19 protein-coding genes and 1 pseudogene are annotated in these 20,912 nt (G+C 50.6%); 13 read left to right on the top strand and 7 right to left on the bottom strand.

Translation table 11 applies throughout. The features are described 5' to 3' along the window. Nucleotide 1: 1 nt before the first annotated feature. The 7 genes from ligK (at nt 2) to GJV52_RS09115 (ending at nt 6,520) form a co-directional block, all read left to right on the top strand. A complete protein-coding gene (ligK, locus tag GJV52_RS09145; protein ID WP_095502073.1) occupies nt 2–700 on the top strand; it encodes a 4-carboxy-4-hydroxy-2-oxoadipate aldolase/oxaloacetate decarboxylase in 699 nt (232 codons plus the stop codon). 172 nt (nt 701–872) lie between these two features. Further along, nucleotides 873–2,042 (top strand): 4-hydroxybenzoate 3-monooxygenase, encoded by a 1,170-nt coding sequence (gene pobA, locus GJV52_RS09140; RefSeq protein ID WP_100563816.1) that lies wholly within the window; start codon nt 873–875, stop codon nt 2,040–2,042. Between the two features lie 49 nt (nt 2,043–2,091). After that, nucleotides 2,092–3,015, top strand: a complete 924-nt coding sequence (locus GJV52_RS09135; RefSeq protein WP_100563818.1) for an amidohydrolase family protein — start codon at nt 2,092–2,094, stop codon at nt 3,013–3,015. Nucleotides 3,016–3,119: 104 nt separating this feature from the next. Next, nucleotides 3,120–3,515: a protocatechuate 4,5-dioxygenase subunit alpha gene (ligA, locus tag GJV52_RS09130; protein WP_095502070.1), complete on the top strand. Its 396-nt coding sequence runs from the start codon at nt 3,120–3,122 to the stop codon at nt 3,513–3,515. Nucleotides 3,516–3,535: 20 nt separating this feature from the next. After that, entirely contained in the window at nt 3,536–4,390 is an 855-nt protein-coding gene (locus GJV52_RS09125; RefSeq protein ID WP_095502069.1) for a class III extradiol dioxygenase subunit beta, read from the top strand. Between the two features lie 78 nt (nt 4,391–4,468). Then, a complete protein-coding gene (locus tag GJV52_RS09120; RefSeq protein ID WP_195690035.1) occupies nt 4,469–5,422 on the top strand; it encodes a Gfo/Idh/MocA family oxidoreductase in 954 nt (317 codons plus the stop codon). 111 nt (nt 5,423–5,533) lie between these two features. After that, a complete protein-coding gene (locus GJV52_RS09115) occupies nt 5,534–6,520 on the top strand; it encodes an aldo/keto reductase (protein ID WP_100563822.1) in 987 nt (328 codons plus the stop codon). A 74-nt stretch (nt 6,521–6,594) separates the two neighbouring features. Here GJV52_RS09115 and GJV52_RS09110 read toward each other — a convergent pair whose 3' ends face one another. The 3 genes from GJV52_RS09110 to GJV52_RS13270 all read right to left on the bottom strand — a co-directional run bounded on the left by GJV52_RS09110 (nt 6,595) and on the right by GJV52_RS13270 (nt 10,231). Further along, a complete protein-coding gene (locus GJV52_RS09110; RefSeq protein ID WP_095502067.1) occupies nt 6,595–7,341 on the bottom strand; it encodes an amino acid ABC transporter permease in 747 nt (248 codons plus the stop codon). A gap of 217 nt (nt 7,342–7,558) precedes the next feature. Beyond that, nucleotides 7,559–8,959: a surface lipoprotein assembly modifier gene (locus tag GJV52_RS09105; RefSeq protein WP_229436894.1), complete on the bottom strand. Its 1,401-nt coding sequence runs from the start codon at nt 8,957–8,959 to the stop codon at nt 7,559–7,561. A gap of 75 nt (nt 8,960–9,034) precedes the next feature. Continuing rightward, on the bottom strand, nt 9,035–10,231 hold the full coding sequence (locus GJV52_RS13270) for a Slam-dependent surface lipoprotein (protein WP_229439404.1): 1,197 nt from the start codon (nt 10,229–10,231) through the stop codon (nt 9,035–9,037). Nucleotides 10,232–10,369: 138 nt separating this feature from the next. Here GJV52_RS13270 and GJV52_RS09090 point away from each other — a divergent pair, with 138 nt between their 5' ends. Together GJV52_RS09090 and trhP are read left to right on the top strand one after the other, a co-directional pair. Continuing rightward, nucleotides 10,370–10,753, top strand: coding sequence for a transcriptional regulator (locus GJV52_RS09090; RefSeq protein WP_229436896.1), 384 nt, complete (start codon nt 10,370–10,372; stop codon nt 10,751–10,753). Between the two features lie 274 nt (nt 10,754–11,027). After that, the gene (trhP, locus tag GJV52_RS09085; protein WP_095503792.1) at nt 11,028–12,383 is read left to right on the top strand and encodes a prephenate-dependent tRNA uridine(34) hydroxylase TrhP; all 1,356 of its coding nucleotides are present in this window, start codon (nt 11,028–11,030) and stop codon (nt 12,381–12,383) included. Nucleotides 12,384–12,468: 85 nt separating this feature from the next. On the opposite strand, the gene GJV52_RS09080 is transcribed toward trhP, so the two are convergent. Next, the gene (locus GJV52_RS09080) at nt 12,469–13,473 is read right to left on the bottom strand and encodes a right-handed parallel beta-helix repeat-containing protein (RefSeq protein ID WP_157798120.1); all 1,005 of its coding nucleotides are present in this window, start codon (nt 13,471–13,473) and stop codon (nt 12,469–12,471) included. Nucleotides 13,474–13,819: 346 nt separating this feature from the next. Here GJV52_RS09080 and GJV52_RS09075 point away from each other — a divergent pair, with 346 nt between their 5' ends. The 4 genes and pseudogenes from GJV52_RS09075 to GJV52_RS09060 form a co-directional block, all read left to right on the top strand. Beyond that, nucleotides 13,820–14,557 carry a methionine ABC transporter ATP-binding protein gene (locus GJV52_RS09075; RefSeq protein WP_095503476.1) on the top strand — a complete coding sequence of 246 codons (738 nt, stop codon included), beginning with the start codon at nt 13,820–13,822 and terminating at the stop codon, nt 14,555–14,557. Nucleotide 14,558: 1 nt separating this feature from the next. Beyond that, on the top strand, nt 14,559–15,245 hold the full coding sequence (locus tag GJV52_RS09070; RefSeq protein WP_095503474.1) for a methionine ABC transporter permease: 687 nt from the start codon (nt 14,559–14,561) through the stop codon (nt 15,243–15,245). Between the two features lie 93 nt (nt 15,246–15,338). After that, the gene (locus GJV52_RS09065; protein ID WP_100563827.1) at nt 15,339–16,280 is read left to right on the top strand and encodes a MetQ/NlpA family ABC transporter substrate-binding protein; all 942 of its coding nucleotides are present in this window, start codon (nt 15,339–15,341) and stop codon (nt 16,278–16,280) included. Between the two features lie 158 nt (nt 16,281–16,438). After that, a pseudogene (locus GJV52_RS09060) lies at nt 16,439–17,011 on the top strand (IS30 family transposase); the annotation flags it as partial. 55 nt (nt 17,012–17,066) lie between these two features. On the opposite strand, the gene GJV52_RS09055 reads toward GJV52_RS09060, so the two are convergent. The 3 genes from GJV52_RS09055 to speA form a co-directional block, all read right to left on the bottom strand. Further along, nucleotides 17,067–17,633, bottom strand: a complete 567-nt coding sequence (locus GJV52_RS09055; protein WP_100563956.1) for a DUF411 domain-containing protein — start codon at nt 17,631–17,633, stop codon at nt 17,067–17,069. Between the two features lie 225 nt (nt 17,634–17,858). Then, nucleotides 17,859–18,788, bottom strand: a complete 930-nt coding sequence (gene speB / locus GJV52_RS09050; RefSeq protein ID WP_095503085.1) for an agmatinase — start codon at nt 18,786–18,788, stop codon at nt 17,859–17,861. A 65-nt stretch (nt 18,789–18,853) separates the two neighbouring features. Beyond that, nucleotides 18,854–20,746: a biosynthetic arginine decarboxylase gene (gene speA, locus GJV52_RS09045; protein WP_100563954.1), complete on the bottom strand. Its 1,893-nt coding sequence runs from the start codon at nt 20,744–20,746 to the stop codon at nt 18,854–18,856. Nucleotides 20,747–20,912: the final 166 nt, after the last annotated feature.

The following is a 20,912-nucleotide window of genomic DNA, read 5'->3' as shown; positions in this document are numbered from 1 at the left end:
CATGACCGACGTATATCTGAATCAATTGGGCGTGGTGAAACGCAACATCAAGCGCGCCGACCCTGCCGCCGTGGAAAAACTATCGCGCTTCGGCAGCGCCACGATCCACGAAGCCATGGGTCGCATCGGCCTGATGAAACCTTACATGCGCCCGATTTACCCGAGCGCGAAAATCTGCGGCACCGCCGTGACCATTTTGCTGCAACCGGGCGACAACTGGATGATGCACGTTGCCGCCGAACAATTGCAGCCGGGCGATGTGGCCGTGGCCGCCTGCACTTCCGACAATGCCGACGGCTTTTTCGGCGACCTGCTGGCCACTTCGTTTAAAGCACAAGGCTGCAAAGGTTTGATTATCGACGGCGGCGTGCGCGATGTGGCGGATTTGACCGAAATGGAATTTCCGGTGTTTTCCAAAGCCATTCACGCCAAAGGTACGATTAAAGCGACTTTGGGTTCGGTGAATGTGCCTGTTGTGTGCGCCGGTGCGCTGGTTAACCCGGGCGACGTGATTGTGGCCGACATCGACGGCGTGGTTGTGGTTCCGGCCGAACGCGCCATGGAAATTGCCGATGCTGCTGAAAAACGCGAAGCCAACGAAGGCGACAAACGCCAAATCTTCGCCAACGGCACTTTAGGCTTGGATTACTACAAAATGCGCGAAGGCTTGGAAAAAGCCGGTTTGAAGTATATCGACTAAGCCGCCAACAGATTTCAGACGGCCTCAATCAAACTAGGCCGTCTGAAACACCCGACACACCCTCATCTTCATATCCATTATAAAAAAGCGGCCAGATAACACACATCTTCTGCTCAGGCCGTCTGAACATACATTGAGATCTAGCTGCTGAATCAAGTTTAGGAGAAAAACCATGAAAACCCAAGTTGCCATCATCGGCGCAGGCCCGTCGGGTTTGCTGCTCGGCCAATTGCTGTATCAAAACGGCATCGACAATGTGATTTTAGAGCGCAAAAGCGGCGAATATGTGTTGAGCCGCATTCGTGCCGGCGTGTTGGAACACACCACCGTGCAAGGTTTGGAAAAAGCCGGTGCTGCCGAGCGCATGCACGAAGAAGGCTTGGTGCATACCGGCGTGGAATTGTTGTTCAATGACCAACATGTGCGCATCGATTTTGAAAAAGAAGTCGGCAAAAACGTGGTCGTGTACGGCCAAACCGAAGTTACCCGCGACTTGATGGACGCGCGTGCAGCCACCGGCGGCGTGACCGTTTACGAAGCCGACAACGTTGCCCTGCACGACATCGACACCACCGCGCCTTATGTCACCTACACCAAAGATGGCGAAGAACACCGCTTGGATTGCGACTTTATCGCCGGTTGCGACGGTTTCCATGGCGTATCGCGCCAAGGCATTCCGGCCGATGTGTTGAAATCTTACGAACGCGTGTATCCGTTTGGCTGGTTGGGTTTATTGTCCGACACACCGCCGGTATCCGACGAATTGATTTACGCCAAACACGACAACGGTTTCGTGTTGTGCAGCCAACGCTCGACCGCCCGCAGCCGCTACTACCTGCAAGTGCCGCTGACCGACAAAGTGGAAGAATGGTCAGACGAGCGCTTCTGGGCAGAATTGAAAAACCGTCTGCCGGCCGAAACCGCCGCTAAATTGGTGACCGGCCTGAGCTTGGAAAAAAGCATTGCCCCATTGCGCAGCTTCGTGAGCGAACCGATGCGCTACAAATCTTTGTTCCTAGCGGGCGATGCGGCGCACATCGTGCCGCCGACCGGCGCCAAAGGTTTGAATCTGGCCGCGGGCGACGTGCAATGTCTGGCCGATGCATTTGACGACTACTACCGCAACCAAAGCAGCACGGGCATCGACGGCTATTCCGAGCGTTGCCTGAAACGCGTGTGGGCGGCGGAGCGTTTCTCTTGGTACATGACCAAGCTGCTGCACACCTTCCCCGATAGCGACGATTTCGAACGCAAAATGCAGGAAGCCGAGTTCAACCAATTGAATTTGACCGAAAACGCGGCCAAAACCTTGGCGGAAAACTACGTCGGCCTGCCTTATTAAAAGAAAAAGGCCGTCTGAAACGTTTAAGACGGCCTCATAGGAGAACTTCATGAGCGCATTTGAAAAAACACCGGGCTGGTTGGATTTCTACCCTAACCCGTCTAAGCCGAAACTGCAATTGCCGCAAGGCGCGGTCGATGCCCATTGCCACGTTTTCGGCCCGGGCGATAAATTTCCTTACGCCCCCGAGCGCAAATACACCCCTTGCGATGCGGGTAAAGAAAAGCTGTTTGCCCTGCGCGATTTGCTCGGCTTCGAGCGCAACGTGATTGTGCAGGCCACCTGCCACGGTGCCGACAACCGCGCCTTGGTCGATGCCCTCGAAACCGCCGGCAACAAAGCGCGCGGCGTAGCCACGGTAAAAGCCGATGTGACGGAAGAAGAATTGCAGCGCTTACATGCCGCCGGTGTGCGCGGCGTACGCTTCAATTTTGTGAAACGCTTGGTCGATACCGCGACGGTCGAAGCCTTGCGCACCATCGCCGACAAAATCGCGCCGCTGGGCTGGCACATCGTGATTTATTTCGAAGCCGCCGATTTGGCCGAATACTACGATTTCTTTACCTCGTTGCCGACCACCGTAGTGGTTGACCACATGGGTCGCCCTGACGTAGCCCAACCAGCGCATGGCGGTGATTTTGAATTGTTTGTCAAACTCATGCGCGAAAACGAGAATTTCTGGAGCAAACTGTCTTGCCCTGAACGCCTGAGCAACACCGGCCCGAAAGCGCTCGACGGCGAACAACACGCCTACACCGATGTCGTGCCGTTTGCCCGCCGCCTGATGCAGGAATTTCCCGACCGCGTCTTGTTCGGCACCGACTGGCCGCATCCAAATTTAAAAGACCACATGCCGGACGATGGTTTGCTGGTTGACTGGGTGGCGCAAATCGCCCCGACCGAAGCCGAACGCCAAAAACTGTTGGTCGATAATCCGATGCGTTTATACTGGCCGGAAGAATATCAAGCTTAACCTCTTTCAGACGGCCTTTGGTTGCTCCCACTAAAAGGACGCGTTATATTTAAACGCATAAAATCAACAGGCCGTCTGAAACATTTCACAAAGGAGTCCACATCATGGCATTGAACAAGCCTTATAAAGACATTCCCGGCACCCGCATTTTCGATTCAGAGCAGGCCAGCAAGGGATATCATCTCAACCAATTCTGCATGTCGCTGCGTTCTGCCGCCAACCGCGAGCGTTTCAAAGCCGACGAGCGCGCTTATCTCGACGAATGGCCGATGAGCGAAGAGCAAAAGCAAGCCGTGATGGCGCGTGATTTAAACCGCTGCATGGAATTGGGCGGCAATATTTACGTGTTGGCCAAAATCGGCGCCACCGACGGCCTGACCTTCCAACAAATGGCGGGCAGCATGACCGGCATGAGCGAAGAAGAATACCGCAACATGATGATCAACGGCGGCCGCAGCATCGAAGGCAACCGCTACTTACACGAACAAGAAAACCAATAATCCCAACCGGAGAGACCCACATGGCTAAAATTACCGCAAGCGTTTACACTTCCCACATTCCGGCCGTCGGCGTGGCTTGGGATTTGAAAAAAACCGGTGAAGACTACTGGAAACCGGTGTTCGCCGGCTACGAATACAGCAAAGAATGGCAAAAAGAAAATAATCCTGATGTGATTATTTTGGTGTACAACGACCACACCAACAATTTCGGTTTCGACCTGATTCCGACCTTCGCCTTGGGCATGAATGAAGAATTCCAACCTTCCGACGAAGGCTGGGGTCGCCGCCCAGTGCCGAATGTGCCGGGCGACCAAAATTTCGCATCGCACTTGGCGCATTCTGTGATCGAGCAAGGTTTCGATTTGACGTTGTGCTACGAAATGGAAGTTGACCACGGCCTGACCGTGCCGATGACCGTGATGTTCGGCGATGTCGAAAAATGGCCGGTTAAAGTAATTCCACTGCACGTGAACGTGGTGCAATATCCGGTACCAAGCGGCCAACGCTGCTACGATTTGGGCAAAGCCATCAAAAAAGCCGTCGAAAGCTACGATGAAGATTTGAACGTCCACATCTGGGGCACCGGCGGCATGAGCCACCAACTGCAAGGCCCGCGCGCCGGCTTAATCAATAAAGAATGGGACAACCAATTCTTAGATGATTTGATTACCGACCCGAAAGAATTGGCGAAAAAACCGCATGTCGAATATGTGCGCGAAGCCGGTTCGGAAGGCATTGAATTGGTGATGTGGCTGATTGCCCGCGCCGCCATGTGTGACGAAGGCGAAGAGCCTATCGTGAAACACCGCTTCTATCATGTTCCGGCGTCGAATACCGCCGTCGGCCATCTGATTTTGGAAGCGCCTAAGAAGTAATCTTTTCAAATGTCTCAGGCCGTCTGAAAACTTTCAGACGGCCTTACCCACTCATTTTCTAAAAAGTAAGGATAGATTATGGCACAAACAATCAAAGTCGCGCTGGCCGGTGCCGGTGCATTCGGCGAAAAACACCTTGACGGCATCAAAAACATTCCCGATGTTGAAGTCGTAGCGCTCATCAGCCGCGATTTGGAAAAAACCAAAGCCGTGGCCGAAAAATACGGCATCGGTTTTGCCACCACCGAATTGGCCGATGCCTTGGCCATGCCTGAAGTCGATGCCGTGATTTTGTGCACCCCGACCCAGCTGCACGCCGAGCAAACGCTGCAATGTCTGCGCGCGGGCAAACACGTTCAAGTGGAAATCCCGTTGGCCGATTCTTGGGCGGATGCCGAAGAAGTGTTGCGCGTGCAAAAAGAAACCGGCTTGGTTGCCATGGTCGGCCACACCCGCCGCTTCAACCCAAGCCATCAGTGGGTGCACAACAAAATTAAAGCCGGTGAGCTGAACATCCAACAAATGGACGTACAAACCTACTTCTTCCGCCGCACCAACACCAACGCCAAAGGCGAAGCGCGCTCATGGACAGACCACCTGCTGTGGCACCACGCCGCCCACACCGTTGACTTGTTCCAATACCAAACCGGCAGCAAGGTGGTCAAAGCCAACGCCATCCAAGGCCCGAAACATCCTGAACTGGGCATTGCCATGGACATGTCGATTCAACTGCAAGCCGAAAACGGCGCGATTTGCACCTTGTCGCTGTCGTTCAACAACGATGGTCCGTTGGGTACATTCTTCCGCTACATCTGCGACAACGGCACCTACATTGCCCGCTACGACGATTTGGTCAACGGCAAAGAAGAGCCGGTTGACGTGAGCAATGTGGACGTATCGATGAACGGCATTGAGCTGCAAGACCGCGAATTCTTCGCCGCTATCCGCGAAGGCCGCCAGCCGAACTCCAGCGTTGAAAGCGTGATTGAATGCTACAAAGTATTGGGCGAACTGGAAAAACAGTTGGCTTAATCTGATAGCCGCAGGCCGTCTGAAACATCATTCGTTCAGACGGCCTGTGCCTTTTGTATTTTGCTATGCCGTCTGAAAAAATATTCAGACGGCCTCAAATAAGGAATCACCATGTCCCCAAACCGCACCATCAACAACACACCTGTCCACCCCATCGGCCTCGGCTGCATGAACCTCAGCCACGCCTACGGTACACCACCGGACGAGCAAACCGCCATTAATTTCCTGCAGCAAGCCATCGATTTGGGTTACAACCATTTCGACACCGCCACCCTATATGGTTTCGGCGCCAATGAAACCTTAGCCGGCAAAGCCTTGAAAAACCACCGCAGCCATATTTTCCTTGCCAGCAAATGCGGCATGGGCGGTGTCAACGGCAAACGCGTTATCGACGGCCGCCCCGACACCCTAATCCGCCAAGCCGACGAATCACTGCAACGCCTGCAAATCGATGTCATCGACTTGTATTACCTGCACCGCTGGGATAAAAACGTGCCGATTGAAGAAAGCGTCGGCGCCCTGTCGCGCTTGGTCGAGCAAGGCAAAATCCGCGCCATCGGCTTATCCGAAATTTCTGCCGATACCTTAGAAAAAGCCCACGCCGTGCACCCGATTGCCGCCGTACAAACCGAATATTCCTTGTGGACGCGCAACCCTGAAATCGCCGTGCTAGACAAAACCCGCGAGCTGGGCATCGCCTTTGTCGCCTTCAGCCCGATTGCCCGTGGTTTTTTGGGCGACCTGCGCGACATCACCGCCTTGGAAGAAAAAGACATCCGCCGCCCGATGCCACGCTTTAGTGCCGAAAACTATCCTGCTAACTTACAACTGCGCGACCAACTGCAAACCCTCGCCGATGAAGCAGGCTGCACCGCCGCCCAACTGGGCTTGGCATGGTTACTGGCACAATCCGACAATATCCTGCCGATTCCTGGCACCACCAATCCTCAACACTTGGCCGACAACATCGCCGCCGCAGATTTGGCTATTGCCGCAGACGTGTTGCAACAAGCCGGCGAATTAATCAACCAACACAGCGTCAAAGGCGCGCGCTACCCTGCCGCCACGCAAACTGAGATTGATACGGAAGAATTCTAAAAGCTGAGACCTTTGAGCCAAATAAAATGCCGTCTGAAACTTTACGTTTCAGACGGCATTTTCTATTCATTTAATCAACGATGTACCACGTTATAACGCTTTTCCAAACGCAAGAAGATCCAGCCCAAGCACGTTGTCATGATCAAGTAAATCAATGCAACCGTATAAAGCGGCTCTTCATACACCGAATAGCGGCCGGAAATCGTATTTTGCACATAAGCCAACTCAGCCACCGCAATCGCCGACAACAGCGAGCTGTCTTTCAGCAGCGTGATAAATTCATTGGCCAACGGCGGCAACATGCGGCGCAAAGCCTGTGGCAAAATCACATAACGCATGGCTTGCGGATAAGTTAAGCCCAACGAGCGCGCTGCTTCGATTTGGCCTTTGTCAATCGATTGGATACCCGCGCGGAAAATCTCAGTGATGTACGCGCCTGCGTTCACCATCAACGCCAGCGTACCGGCAATCAGCGCACCATAACCGCGACGCAATTGCACCGCCGCATCACCGCTGATCAACCAACCGTCTGTCGGGTGAATCAACGCCACTACCCAAATGAAGTACCAAATAAAAATCTGTACAAACAAAGGCGTACCGCGAAACAGCGTCACATATACCAGCGACAAAGTGCGCAACAGCCATGCCACCGCTTTAAGCAACACACCGCCTTTTTCAAAATGCACCAACCGCGCCAGCGCACCAATCAAACCCAATATCGTGCCGCCTAACGTCGCCACCAAAGTCAAACCCAGCGTGGTCAACGCGCCGTAAAAGAACATCCAGCGATATTCATAAATAATGTCAAAACGAAAATCCATATCCCGCTCTTATCAGAAGTTTGCACCACGCCCTAACCGCATGGCGCTGAATCGTGGCAAATAAACCAGACATTTTACAAGAAAATACAAACTTTGAATGCCTTTTATCACAAAAATTTGATTTCAGACGGCCTTTTTACACTTAATATAGGCCGTCTGAAATATCAACCACAGACTTTTAACTTTGCAGAAAGAAAGAGATGCAATACTCATTCCATTACCATGACCGCTCGACACTTATAAACCATTGGTTACTTTTTCGAGAATAAAAACCCTTCATATTGCTATCAATTTTCCCATAACGGAAATTTAATTGTGGTATGAAGCCTTTCCACGACAATTTACTGTGCCACACCGCTGCCGCAGCGTGATATTCATGGTCGCGGCGGGTAAAGTCATACACCAGCCAGCCCGGCGCTTTGAATTCGCGCCGCATATAGCGCAGATTGGCGCGCATACCAAGGCCGTCTGAAAACTGTTTGACCGCGCCCACGCGCATCCCGTAACGCCAAGAAGCCTGTTCGCGTTCGCGCGTATCGTCGTTCAGCACATCCAAGCCGCCGTAAACCAGCGCATTATTGTCCATGCGGCGGCTGGCAGTGATGCCTGCTGCCGTTACCCTGCTGTTGTAGCGTTCGGCCAAATCCGCTTCGCGGTAACGTTTCTCGCTGTATTGCGTGTAGGCGGTCAACTGCCATTGCTCGTTCAGACGGCGTTTGTAATCTGCCGTTGCGCCTATACTATGGTTGTAACGCGTGCCACCTAACCAGTTTTGTTCGACAAAAGGCACCAGCCCCCAATCTTGGCGGATATCTTGCCAGCGGTAGCCTGCGGCCAATTGGACAGTCTGTTCGTTAAAGTCTTGCGCATCCCAATAATGCACACCCTCACCCTGCACAGAAACATGGGCAAAATGATGGCCTTTGATATTTTTGGTGCGCTCAATACCCAGCCCGTAACGCAAACCTTTGGCACTTTTGGGCAGACTGTCTTCCGTTTTGCGCCATTGCCGCCCGTTCCAATCAATGGTGCGCTCGGCAGAAGCATTATTGACATTATCCGTCTGCTCGAAATTGAAATGGAACGAAGGCTGCCAAGCTTGTACTTTTTCCGCTGCATTGCGATAAGCCACGGCTATCTTATGCACCGAAGGTGCAATATCTGCCTGCTCTAATTGAGTGAGTATCTCTGATGCTTCACTGTATTGCTTGTCTTCCGCCAGCATCAAAGCCAGATCAAGCTGAACATAGGGCAAATCAGGGCTTGCGATATTGCGGTATTGCTCAATCGCTTTTGCCTGTTGCCCTTCCGCCCGCAATCGCGCGCCCTCGGCATACGCGATTAAAACAGCATCAGCATCGGCTTGTGCGCGGTAGGTTTGCAGCAATGCCGCCAAGCCCGTCCAATCTTTGCCAACCACCGCCTGAGAGATTTGCGCTTCCATACCCGCACCCGCAAGCGGTTTGGCAGCATGTTCGGGCAATTCCAACGGCGTTTCAACCGGATTTTCCATCTGCTTGGGCGTATCGGATTCAAAAAAGATTTGCGGCACGCTGATTTCTTCCGCGTGTACGAACGCAGCAGGCAGCAGTAAATAAGTCAGTAAGGTTTTCTTCATATTGTATTTTTATCATTTGACGAACAGAATGCCGTCTGAAAAAGGTTTCAGACGGCATTGGATTAGGAATAAAGGTTATTTGGTGATGTCGCCGCGTTGGCCGCCGAAGCCGACGGTATCTTTTCTGTTAAACATGACTTTACCTGCAATTTCTTCAGCAGTTTTACCGTAGAAGTCAAGCATGTAGCTGCCTGTGCGGTAGCCTTGTTCGGCATTGGCTGAAATACCTGTACCGGAAATCGATCCTTGTTGCAAAGTAATGGTATCCCCCAAGCCTGTAATAGAACCTGAGCCAGTGCGCTTGCTAAAGTCAACTAAATAAGACAACGCACCTTGGGCAATTTTATCTTCCTCCCAAGTTCGGTTATCCCAATCGTAACTTCCTGCAAGATATGCTCCATTGAATGCCTTGCCGATATATGTTGCCTTACCTGCATTTGGAATAGCACTTTCTTCAGTTTTCAGACCTTTAATGGCAATAGCAGATGATCTATTATCACTGATTAAACCTGCTGTACTATTATTGTATGAAACGCTGCCAGCATAATCTCCAATTACAACAGAATAGGGCTGGTTATAAACAACTGTCTGAATTCTAGATTCTTGAGTAACTGCATTGATTGTGCTTGAAGCAGATGAGCGGCTTTCTGCTGTAATATCATTCAGCACATAACGCGAATCTGATACACCTTTCAAGGCCTTAGCCTGAGCTAAAGCTTTCTCTTCTTGCAATTGAGCAACAAAAGTATCTAACTTGTTTTTTATTTGATTTTCAGGAGTGTTAACGTTTTGGTCTGCAAAGTGTTTAGCCTCTTCAGAATTTAGACCCGCCGCAATTGCCTGTTCTTTAAGTTCTGTAATTTTTGCATCGCGGGCAACTTTCTCGGCTGCAGCTTTTTCTGCAGTTGCTTTTTCTGCGGCTGCTTTCTCAGCAGCAGCTTTCTCAGCAGCAGCTTTCTCGGCTGCGGCTTTCTCGGCTACGGCTTTCTCGGCTGCAGCTTTTTCTGCGGCTGCTTTCTCGGCTGCGGCTTTCTCGGCTGCAGCTTTCTCAGCAGCAGCTTTCTCGGCTGCGGCTTTCTCGGCTGCGGCTTTCTCAGCGGCGGCTTTTTCGGCAGCTGCTTTCTCAGCAGCCGCTTTCTCGGCTGCGGCCTTTTGTGATGCTGATGTATTCGTTGATTGCGCTTTCAGCTTAGTTGTGTCGTTATTACTGCTGCTACAAGCAGCAAGCGCTAATACGATAGCGGTAGCTAATGCACTCTTCTGTAAAGACATTTTCAAACCCTCCTATTGTTGATAAAAATTTGGTGTAATCGAGTGTTAACCCAAATTGAATTATCAATCATTCAACTTGTAAAATCAACTAAAATGTTTATATTCACAACAAAATAGTTTAAAAAAAGAGTTGTTCTGATGGCGATAATACACTTTATGCATTCAGAACAAGAGAAACTTGGTTTCAGTCGCCGCCTTCAGACTGCTTTAAAACTGGCAGGCTTAAATGGCTTATCAAACAATAAATTAGCTGACCGATTTAATCTGCGACATCCGAACCAATCCATCAGCGCACAAACGTTCCATCATTGGTTGATTGGACGTTCTATTCCTACGCCTGATAAAGTTGCAACTTTAGCAAAATGGTTAGAAACCAACGAATCTTGGTTGCGCTATGGCCGTTCAGAAGATGAAAATGGAATACAAACAGCAGAAGAATTATTACTGCTGAAATATTTTCGCATGCTTCCTCCCGAAAAACAGCAGGCTCTCATTATGTTTTTACACACAAAAGAGCCATAATTATTGCCTCAATATTGATCACTTACTTCGCTAGTAAGGCATAGTGTTTTTAGAAAACCGTCTAAAATATTTGCTGATCAAACTTCTTCATACTTCTTTCTTGACTTTGATATTTATTGAGTAATCTTAAGCAAAACAATGCTGAAGCAGCCAATGAAAATTGACCCCTCCAGCAAAAAAGCGGATAATCCACCCATTCCGATTAATTTTATTTCAGACGGCCTCTACGTATTTCAAGGCCGTCTGAAAACATTTATAAAACAAAGAACACAAGATGAAAGCACCTGAATTACTCCTCCCTGCCGGCGGTTTGGAACGCATGCGCGCCGCTTACGATTTCGGCGCCGATGCCGTGTATGCCGGTTCGCCGCGCTACTCGCTGCGCGCGCGCAACAACGAATTTGCCAAACTCGACGTGTTGGAACAAGGCATTAAAGAAGCGCACGAGCGCAATAAAAAATTCTTCCTGACCGTCAACACCTTGCCGCACAATTCCAAGCTGAAAACCTTCGTTGCCGACATGGAACCGTTAATCGCCATGAAGCCCGACGCGCTGATTATGGCCGACCCCGGCCTGATTATGACCGTGCGCGAAAAATGGCCGGATATGCCGATTCACTTGTCTGTACAAGCCAACACCACCAACTATTGGGGCGTGAAATTCTGGGAAAAAATCGGCGTTGAGCGCATCATCTTGTCGCGCGAATTGAGCATGGACGAAATCGCCGAAATCCGCCAAGAATGCCCCGACATCGAATTGGAAGTATTTATTCACGGCGCATTGTGTATTGCCTACTCAGGCCGTTGTTTATTATCGGGTTATTTCAACCACCGTGACCCCAACCAAGGCACTTGCACCAACTCTTGCCGCTGGGATTACAAAGTGCACGATTCGGAAACCGACGACATGGGCGATGCCAAGCTGTTGCAAGGTTTCAACTTTGAAAAAGCGCAGGAAGAAGCCAACCAAAACTTTGAAGGCATCAACGGCCAGCAGCGCCACCCTGCCGCCAACAAAGTATTCCTGATTGAAGAAAGCAACCGCCCGGGCGAATTCATGCCGATTATGGAAGACGAACACGGCACATACATCATGAATTCCAAAGACTTACGCGGCATTGAAGTGGTCGACAAACTCACCCAAATCGGCGTGGACAGCCTCAAAGTCGAAGGCCGCACCAAATCGCTGTATTACGTTGCCCGCGTGGCGCAAAGCTACCGCAAAGCGATTGACGATGCCGTCGCCGGCCGCCCGTTTGACTTGAGCCTGTTGAGCGAACTCGAAGGCTTGGCCAACCGCGGCTACACTTCCGGCTTCTTGGAGCGCCACAAAACGCAAGATTACCAAAACTATCTCAACGGCCATTCCGTAGCGAAACAAAGCCAATACGTCGGCCATGTGACCGACATCGACAACGAAGGCTGGGCAACCGTTGAAGTGAAAAACCGCTTTGCCGTGGGCGACACCATCGAAATCATCCACCCGAGCGGCAACCAAACCATCACGCTTGAGCAAATGACCCGTAAAGGCGAAGCAGTAGATGTGGCACCGGGCAACGGTATTCAGGTGAAAATCCCGAATATGCAAGGTAAAGAAAAAGCCTTGGTGGCGCGGATTATGAATCCTTAATTTAGTTGAAATGAAAAGGCCGTCTGAAAATGTATCAAGCATTTTCAGACGGCCTTTTATCAATTTAATCAAATAGTAAGTTAAATTATTTTATCGTACGATTCTCACTGATTCGGTTATTACTCCCCTCATCACGAATCATTCTACGAATGGGCAAGCGGTAAATTTGGTTATTCTCAACCACATTAAAGTCGGCAAAATCGCGGTTATCCAAACTGCTGCCAAACGCATAGCCCGCATCTGCTTCACAATAATTGCGGTTGCCATCACGTGCGCCCAGCCATATTACCGGCAAGCGTCCTCTATATCGATGATAGTAAAACACATTTTGGCTTAAGGTATTGTAAGACGGCGTTTGGTGACGGATGGTGCCGCCCTCGCCGCAATTGCGGTAAAAATAAATACCGCCATGATTGAGCGCGGAAAAACGGTTATGGCTGAACGCATTATGTGCCGAGCCGTCAATGGCAATCAATTCCCGCTTTGATGTTTTGGCGTCAATAGTATTACGGGTAAAGGTATTGTGACCACTCTCTGCATCCAGATAAACAGCCACACTTTTGCTATGCCCTGTAATGCGGCTGTTGGCAACCGTCACATGATTCACGCCCGGCGCCAGATACAAAGGAATACGGCCATTTCCGACAATAGTCATGTTTTCTAAACGAATACGACTGGGCGCAGCTGCCTGCGCACGCTCCGTATGACCGTTCTCAAGCGAAGACAAGCGCACGGCTTCCACTTCCCCATTCGCGCCCATACCCATCACACGTACCGAACCGGCTACTTTACAGCTGCGAATGGTTAAGTTTTCCGGACGCAACCATTGATTTTGCTGCTTTTTCGAGCGAATGACTATGCTGTCTCCGCCCGTAATATGGGTAGGCGCAATCGTATTGCCATTGCAATCAAACACCTGATTGCTTGCCGCTGCGCCCGTAAAATACAAACGCTTGCTAATGGTACGGTTTTTCGGCAAGGTAGCCGAGCAGGCAACTTCTACGCTGTTTTGCTGAGCTGTTGCCGGCGCTAAAATTTCGTCTAATTGCGCTGGTGTGCAGGTTGCCGCCCATACAGGAAATGCTGCCATTACCCCGCCTAGGCTTGCTAAAATTTTGATGGTTTTCATTTTTTATCGATTAATCATAAGATATAGAACACTCAACAGGCCGTCTAAAAACTTACCTGCCGACTTCAGACGGCTTTCTATCACAACACTCGGTATTTTTCAAAACAAACCCGCCCCAAACATTCAGACGGCCTTGATTCTTGACACGATTTCACGTTTTCGTTACTATTCCCCATTCACACTTTTATGCCGATTTGACACAGCTTGCGGGCACAAACAGCTAAAGCGTTTGCAGATGATATTTTATTTCCGCTGCAAAACCAGCCCGTTGTGTCAGACATCGGGCTTTGTTGTATTTGAGAACATTATGATTATTTTAGACAAGGTTTCCAAACGCTACCAAACGCGCGACAAATCGTGGTTTACGGCGGTGGAGCCGACCAGTTTGGAAATTAAAGACGGTGAAATTTTCGGCCTGATGGGCTATTCCGGCGCGGGCAAATCGACCTTATTGCGGTTGATTAATCTGCTCGAGCGGCCGGATTCGGGGCGTGTTTTGGTCGGCAATCAGGATTTGATGACGCTAAATGGCGCGCAGTTGCGTCAGGCACGGCAAAATATCGGTATGGTGTTCCAGCAGTTTAATCTGTTGAGCAACCGCACGGTGGCGGATAATGTGGCTTTTCCGTTGGAAATTGCCGGATGGTCGTCTGAAAAAATCCGTGCGCGCGTGGCGGAATGTTTGGAAATTGTCGGTTTGCAGGAGCGCGCCGGTCACTTCCCTGCCCAGCTTTCGGGCGGACAAAAGCAGCGTGTCGGCATTGCCCGCGCGTTGGCACCCAATCCGCAAGTGATTTTGGCCGACGAACCGACTTCCGCACTCGACCCTGCCACTACCCGCAGCGTGTTGGAATGCTTGGAAGACATCAACAAACGATTCAACGTGACCATCGTCATCGTGACCCACGAAATGAGCGTGATTCGCCGCTTATGCGACCGCGCCGCCCTGCTGGACAACGGCCGCCTGTTGGAAGTGGTAGAAGTGAACAACAACCAAATTCATGCCCAATCGGAAATCGGGCGCGAACTGATTCGGGAGGATTGAGATGGCGGATTTGACTTTTTCCAAAGCCCTCGCCACCATCAGTGGCATGAAAGGTGAGATTTACCAAGCCTTGGGCGAAACCTTTATCATGGTCGGTTTATCCACCTTGTTTGCCGTGGTGTTCGGCACTTTATTGGGTGTGTTGCTGTTTGTCACTTCCAACCGCCAATTGCACTACAACAAGCCGCTGAATTTTGTGTTGGACAACTTGGTCAATTTAATGCGCGCGTTTCCGTTTGTAATTTTGATGATTGCGCTGATTCCGGCCACCCGCGCCATCATCGGCAGTACCATCGGCCCTTACGCCGCATCGCTGGTGTTGAGCGTTTCCGGCCTGTTTTATTTTGCCCGCTTGGTCGAGCAAAACCTGCGCGAAGTGCCGCGCGGTATGATTGAAGCGTCGATCAGCATGGGGGCGACACCGCTCACCATCATCCGCAAAGTGCTGCTCAATGAAGCGCGCGCCGGCATGGTGTCCAGTATTACCGTATTGGCCATCGGTCTGCTCTCTTACAGCGCGGCGGCCGGTATGATCGGCGGCGGCGGTTTGGGCGACCTGGCCATCCGCTACGGCTATTACCGCTATCAAACCGAGGTCATTATCTTCATCGTGGCGATTTTGGTGCTGATGGTGATTGCCATGCAGGGCTTGGGCAACTGGATTTCGCGCCGCCTCGACAAACGATAGAAGAATTGTTTATAAAGGCCGTCTGAAAAATCATTCATCTTTTTTCAGACGGCATGTTATGATTTCTGCCACACACATTTAAGGAGTATTGTTATGAACGTAAACAGCGTATTGAAAACCTTCTCAGCCGCCGCTTTGGCCTTGGCTTTGGCCGCTTGCGGCGGGCAAAAACAAGAAGCCGCTCCGGCCGCTTCTGCCGCCTCACCGGCTGCCGACAGCACCGGTGCCAAAAAAGAAATCGTCTTCGGTACCACCGTCGGCGACTTCGGCGACATGGTGAAAGAACAAATCCAACCAGCCTTGGAAAAGCAAGGCTACACCGTGAAACTAATCGAATTTACCGATTATGTGCGACCTAACCTGGCTTTGGCCGAAGGTGAAATCGACATCAACGTCTTCCAACACAAACCATACTTGGAAGATTTCCGCAAAGAACACAAATTAGACATCGTGGAAGCCTTCCAAGTGCCGACCGCGCCATTGGGGTTGTATCCGGGCAAATTGGCCTCATTGGATGATGTGAAAGAAGGCAGCAGCGTTTCCGCGCCAAACGACCCATCCAACTTCGCCCGTGCTTTGGTGATGTTGAGCGAATTGGGCTGGGTCAAACTGAAAGACGGCATCAACCCATTGACTGCCTCTAAAAACGACATCGCCGAAAACCTGAAAAAAATCAAAATTGTCGAGCTGGAAGCCGCGCAATTGCCGCGCAGCCGCGCCGATGTTGACTTTGCCGTGGTAAACGGCAACTACGCCATGAGCAGCGGCATGAAACTGACCGAAACCCTGTTCCAAGAACCTAGCTTTGCCTACGTCAACTGGGCAGCCGTGAAAACCGCCGACAAAGACGCTCAATGGTTGAAAGACGTAGAAGCCGCCTACAATTCGGAAGAATTTAAATCTTACGCCAAACAACGCTTTGCTGGTTACAAATACCCTGCCGTATGGGGTGGCCAAGCTGCTGACGAAGCCAAAGTTGTCGCCGCTGAAGCCGAAGCCGCTTCAGAAGCATCTGCTGCTTCTGCCGCACAATAATTGAGTCGTTTTGATTAAATATTGAATAGCTGCAATAGGCCGTCTGAAAGTCTAGTCTTTCAGACGGCCTTACATTCGCCTAACAAGTGCAATTTCCAATAACAGAAAAGGCCAGTATGCGGTAGTATACTGCCTTTCCTGACAAGAAAGATTGCAATATGGCCTACACACAACTGACCTCACACCAAAGATACTACATTTCCAGACATTACCGCAACCTACCCCTAAACCAAATCGCACAGAACATCGGTTGTCATCCCGCCACCGTCAGTCGGGAAATCAGACGGCATTCCGTCAACGGAACCTACTGTTACCGAAAAGCACAACAGCAAAGCGAAGTTAAAAAGAAAAACAAAAAGCCAACCAAACTGACTACTGCCGTCAAACAGACTGTTAACAAACTGATTACCCAAAAATACAGCCCCGAACAAGTCTGCGGCTACCTGCTGAAACATCAACACATCAAACTGCACCACAGCACCCTTTACCGCTATCTCGCCAAAGACCGTCAAAACGGCGGCGACCTGTACACCCATCTGCGTATCGTTTCCAAACCCTACCGCAGAAAATACGGCAGCGGTGCATGGACAAAAGGCAGCGTACCGGACAGAACCGACATTGAACACAGACCTGCCATTGTCGATCAAAAAGAGCGGGTCGGCGATTTCGAGATGGACACCATTGTCGGTAAAGATCAAAAAAGCGGACTGGTGGTTGCTGTTGAAATGCGAATGTAAGGGCCTTTGTTTGGTGCCATCGCCAATATAATCATGGCTATTGGAATCATTAATACTGATCGGATGGCTGGTCGATTTTAGCAAAAACCTGATAAGTGCCATCATGATTCAGCTGCATAACTTCATAAGGCATAAAATGCCCCCCATTCTCCATACCCATGCCGCCTACGGGCATGCCCGGTACAGCAAGACCAATCGCATTTTCAGGGGGATTTTCTAAAAAGGCAGTCATTGCCTTCATGGGGACATGCCCTTCAAATACATAACCGGAGCTGCTGACTGTGGTATGGCATGAGCGCATTTCCGGTGCAATCGCATACTGATCTTTGATTTCAGCCACTTTGGCATTACTTGAAAGCACCACATCCTTTATCACCCAGCTATCCGCTTTGGCATGTTCTATCCATTGATGGCAGCAGCCACAGTTAGCATCACGGTTAACCGTCAGTTGCTCTTTTAATCTTTTTTGAGCAGATGTTGAATATGAAGAAGAATGCCCAGCGACAGATACCGGCGCTGTTTTCTCCTGCAAATTCACGTTTTCCTGTTGAATATCCGTTTTTTGACACGCAACGAGCAACAGGCTCAAAACAACAAAACTCAGTTTATTTTTCATAAAATACCCTATTCATGGTAATGGATTCCACTATTTTAAAAGCTGCTTTTTAATGATACTAGACTTTTAACTGTGCTGGAGAGGCAAGTTATTTTCAGACTCACACGAAAGTATTATTCGCAACTTTTCGAGTGGTTGACCAAAGCATATGCCGTATCAATCCTAATAGTTTCAGACGGCATATTGATTTAGCCAAACACTGATTATCCAACAATTTAAATTACATCAACCAGCTTTTTTTGCCCCTTGCAAATACAACATTTCCAGCGCAATGGTCGCGCCGGCCAAGGCGGTGATGTCGGCTTGGTCGTAAGACGGGGCAACTTCGACCACATCCATGCCGACGATGTTTAAATCAGTCAGGCCGCGCAGGATTTTCAGGACGCGGTCGGTGGTCAGGCCGCCGCACACAGGCGTGCCGGTGCCGGGTGCAAAGGCGGGGTCGATGCAGTCGATGTCGAAAGTCAGGTACACCGGCATATCACCGACGGTTTCTTTGATTTTGGCCACGGTGGTTTCGACGCTGTCGTCATTGACTTGCGGTGCGCTCAAAACGGTAAACGGCAACGATTTGTTGTGTTCGGTGCGGATGCCGATTTGCACCGAGCGCGACGGGTCGATTAAGCCTTCTTTCGGCGCGGTATAAAACATGGTGCCGTGATCGAATTCGCTGCCGTTGGCGTAGGTGTCGGTGTGGGCATCGAAATGCACCAAGGCAAGTTTGCCGAAATGTTTGGCGTGGGCGCGCAATAAGGGCAGGGTCACAAAATGGTCGCCGCCCAAACTCAAGCATTTTTTACCGGCTTGCAGCAATTGTGTCGCGTGGGCTTCGAGTTTTTCGACAAAATCGCGGCTGTCGCCAAAGGAATAAACCAAGTCGCCACAATCGACGATGTTTAAGCGTTCGCGCACGTCGAATGTCCACGGAAAACGCTTGTGTTCCCACGTCAGGTTCACCGAAGCCCGACGGATGGATTCGGGGCCGAAGCGTGCACCGGAACGGCCGGATACGGCGATGTCGTAAGGAATGCCGGTAATCACCCACTCGGCATCGCCTTCGTAAGGGTTGAAATCAAGCGGCAGACGCAGGAAGCCGAAACTGTTGGAAACCAGTGAATTATCGGTTTGTCCGGCAAGGGTGGTGTATGGGTTCATTTTGTATCCTTTTAATATATAACTGTTTTTTCAGACGGCCTTTTTATCAATAGGCCGTCTGAACATCATTCTTCTTCCAAATAAGTATAGCCATTCAGCCCGATTTCCAGCTCTTTCAAAAACGCCATCGCTTGCGAAGCCGGTAAATCGGAATGTTCGATTTGTTCGCGGTAACGGCGCATCAACTCTTTCGGGTCTTGGTACACATATTCGAGCATATCGGCGACGGTATTGCCTTCGTCGTAATCGACCACGTCAAATTGATTTTCACCGTGTACCATCACGTCGATGGTGGTGGTATCGCCGAACAAGTTGTGCATATTGCCCAAAATTTCCTGATACGCGCCGACCATGAAAAAGCCCAGCAATGGCGGATTGTCATCAGGATAATCGGGCATTGGCATGGTGGTGGCAATGCCGTCGCCGTCGATGTAGTGGTCGATGGTGCCGTCTGAATCGCAGGTGATGTCCAACAACACAGCGCGGCGGGCAACTTTTTGGTTCAAACCGGTAATCGGGCAAACGGGGAACAATTGGTCAATGCCCCACACATCAGGCAGCGATTGGAACAGCGAAAAATTCACATACAATTTATCGGCAAACCGCTCTTGCAATTCATCAATGATGGTGCGGTGCGAGCGGTGTTTTTCGTTGAACAATTCGCCCACTTCGTGACAGATATTCAAATAAAGCTGCTCTGCCCACGCGCGTTGCTCAAGGCTGAGCAGGCCGACGTTGTATTGATTGTGCACGTCCGACAAATCAAACTGGCTTTCGTGTATCCAGCTTCTAAGTGAACGCTTTTCGCGTGAAGCGAAAATATCCGTCCATGTTTCCCACATGCTGTGTAACACACGCGGATCGTCTTCAGACGGCGCACTCAACTCTTGCGGCGTGTAACGTTCCGCACCAATCACATTCGCCACCAATACGGCATGGTGCGCGGTAATGCCGCGACCGCTTTCGGTGATGATGGTCGGGTGTGGCAGATTGTGTTCGCGACAGGCTTGGCCGATGCCCCACACCACGGTTTCGGCATATTCGGTTAGGCTGTAATTGACCGAGCAATCCGATTGCGTGCGGTTGCCTTCGTAATCCACACCCAAGCCGCCGCCCACGTCGAAGCATTGGATATTCACGCCGAGCTTATGCAATTCGACATAAAACCGCGCCGACTCACGCACGCCGGTGGCCACGTCGCGGATATTGCCCAGTTGCGAGCCAAGATGGAAATGCAGCAATTGCAGGCAGTCCAAGCGGTTGCTCTGTTTCAACACATCGACCAAATGCAGCACTTGCGAAGCCGACAAGCCAAATTTCGATTTATCGCCGCCCGAAGCCTGCCATTTGCCCGAGCCTTGCGAAGCCAAACGCGCACGCACGCCCAAGCGCGGTTTCACGCCCAGTTTTTCCGCTTCTTCCAGCACCATTTCGATTTCGGAAATTTTCTCAATCACCAAATAAACCTGATGGCCGAGTTTTTCGCCCATCAAAGCAAAGCGGATGTATTCGCGGTCTTTATAGCCGTTGCAGACAATCAGCGTCTGCGTGGTGCCGGCGTGCGCCAACACGGCCATCAGTTCCGCTTTCGAGCCTGCTTCCAAACCATGCGGCTGCCGGCTGTGAATCAGCGTTTCAATCACGCGGCGGTGTTGGTTGACCTTAATCGGATACACCAAACAATAATCGCCTTCATAGCCAAAACCGGCTCTGGCCGTCTGAAACGCCTGATTAATCGAGCGCAGGCGGTGTTGCAAAATTTGCGGAAAGCAAAACAAAATCGGCAACCGTGCACCCTGCTTTTGCTGCACCGACTCGGCCAGCTTTTGCAGCGACACGGTTTTCTCCGGCTCGGCCGGATTCGGGCGCACAATCACCTCTCCCTTGTCATCGGCATCATAATAATTAATGCCCCAATAACGGATATTGCAGACCTCGCTGATGGTCGGTACAGCCATGTTTGCTTCCCTTCAAATAGAATGATTACGCTAAACTCAAAAAGCGATTATAAAACCAATTGGTGACAAAATAAGGATTTTTTCGGCATTTTGAGAAATTATTTGCCAATATTTTCAAGATAATGAAAAACAAATATTCACATTGCCTAAATCATAACAAAAGGCC

The sequence above is a fragment of the Neisseria brasiliensis genome (assembly GCF_009671065.1).
In the GTDB taxonomy this organism is placed as follows: Bacteria; Pseudomonadota; Gammaproteobacteria; order Burkholderiales; family Neisseriaceae; genus Neisseria; species Neisseria brasiliensis.
This window is presented reverse-complemented; position numbering and strand designations above follow the sequence as displayed.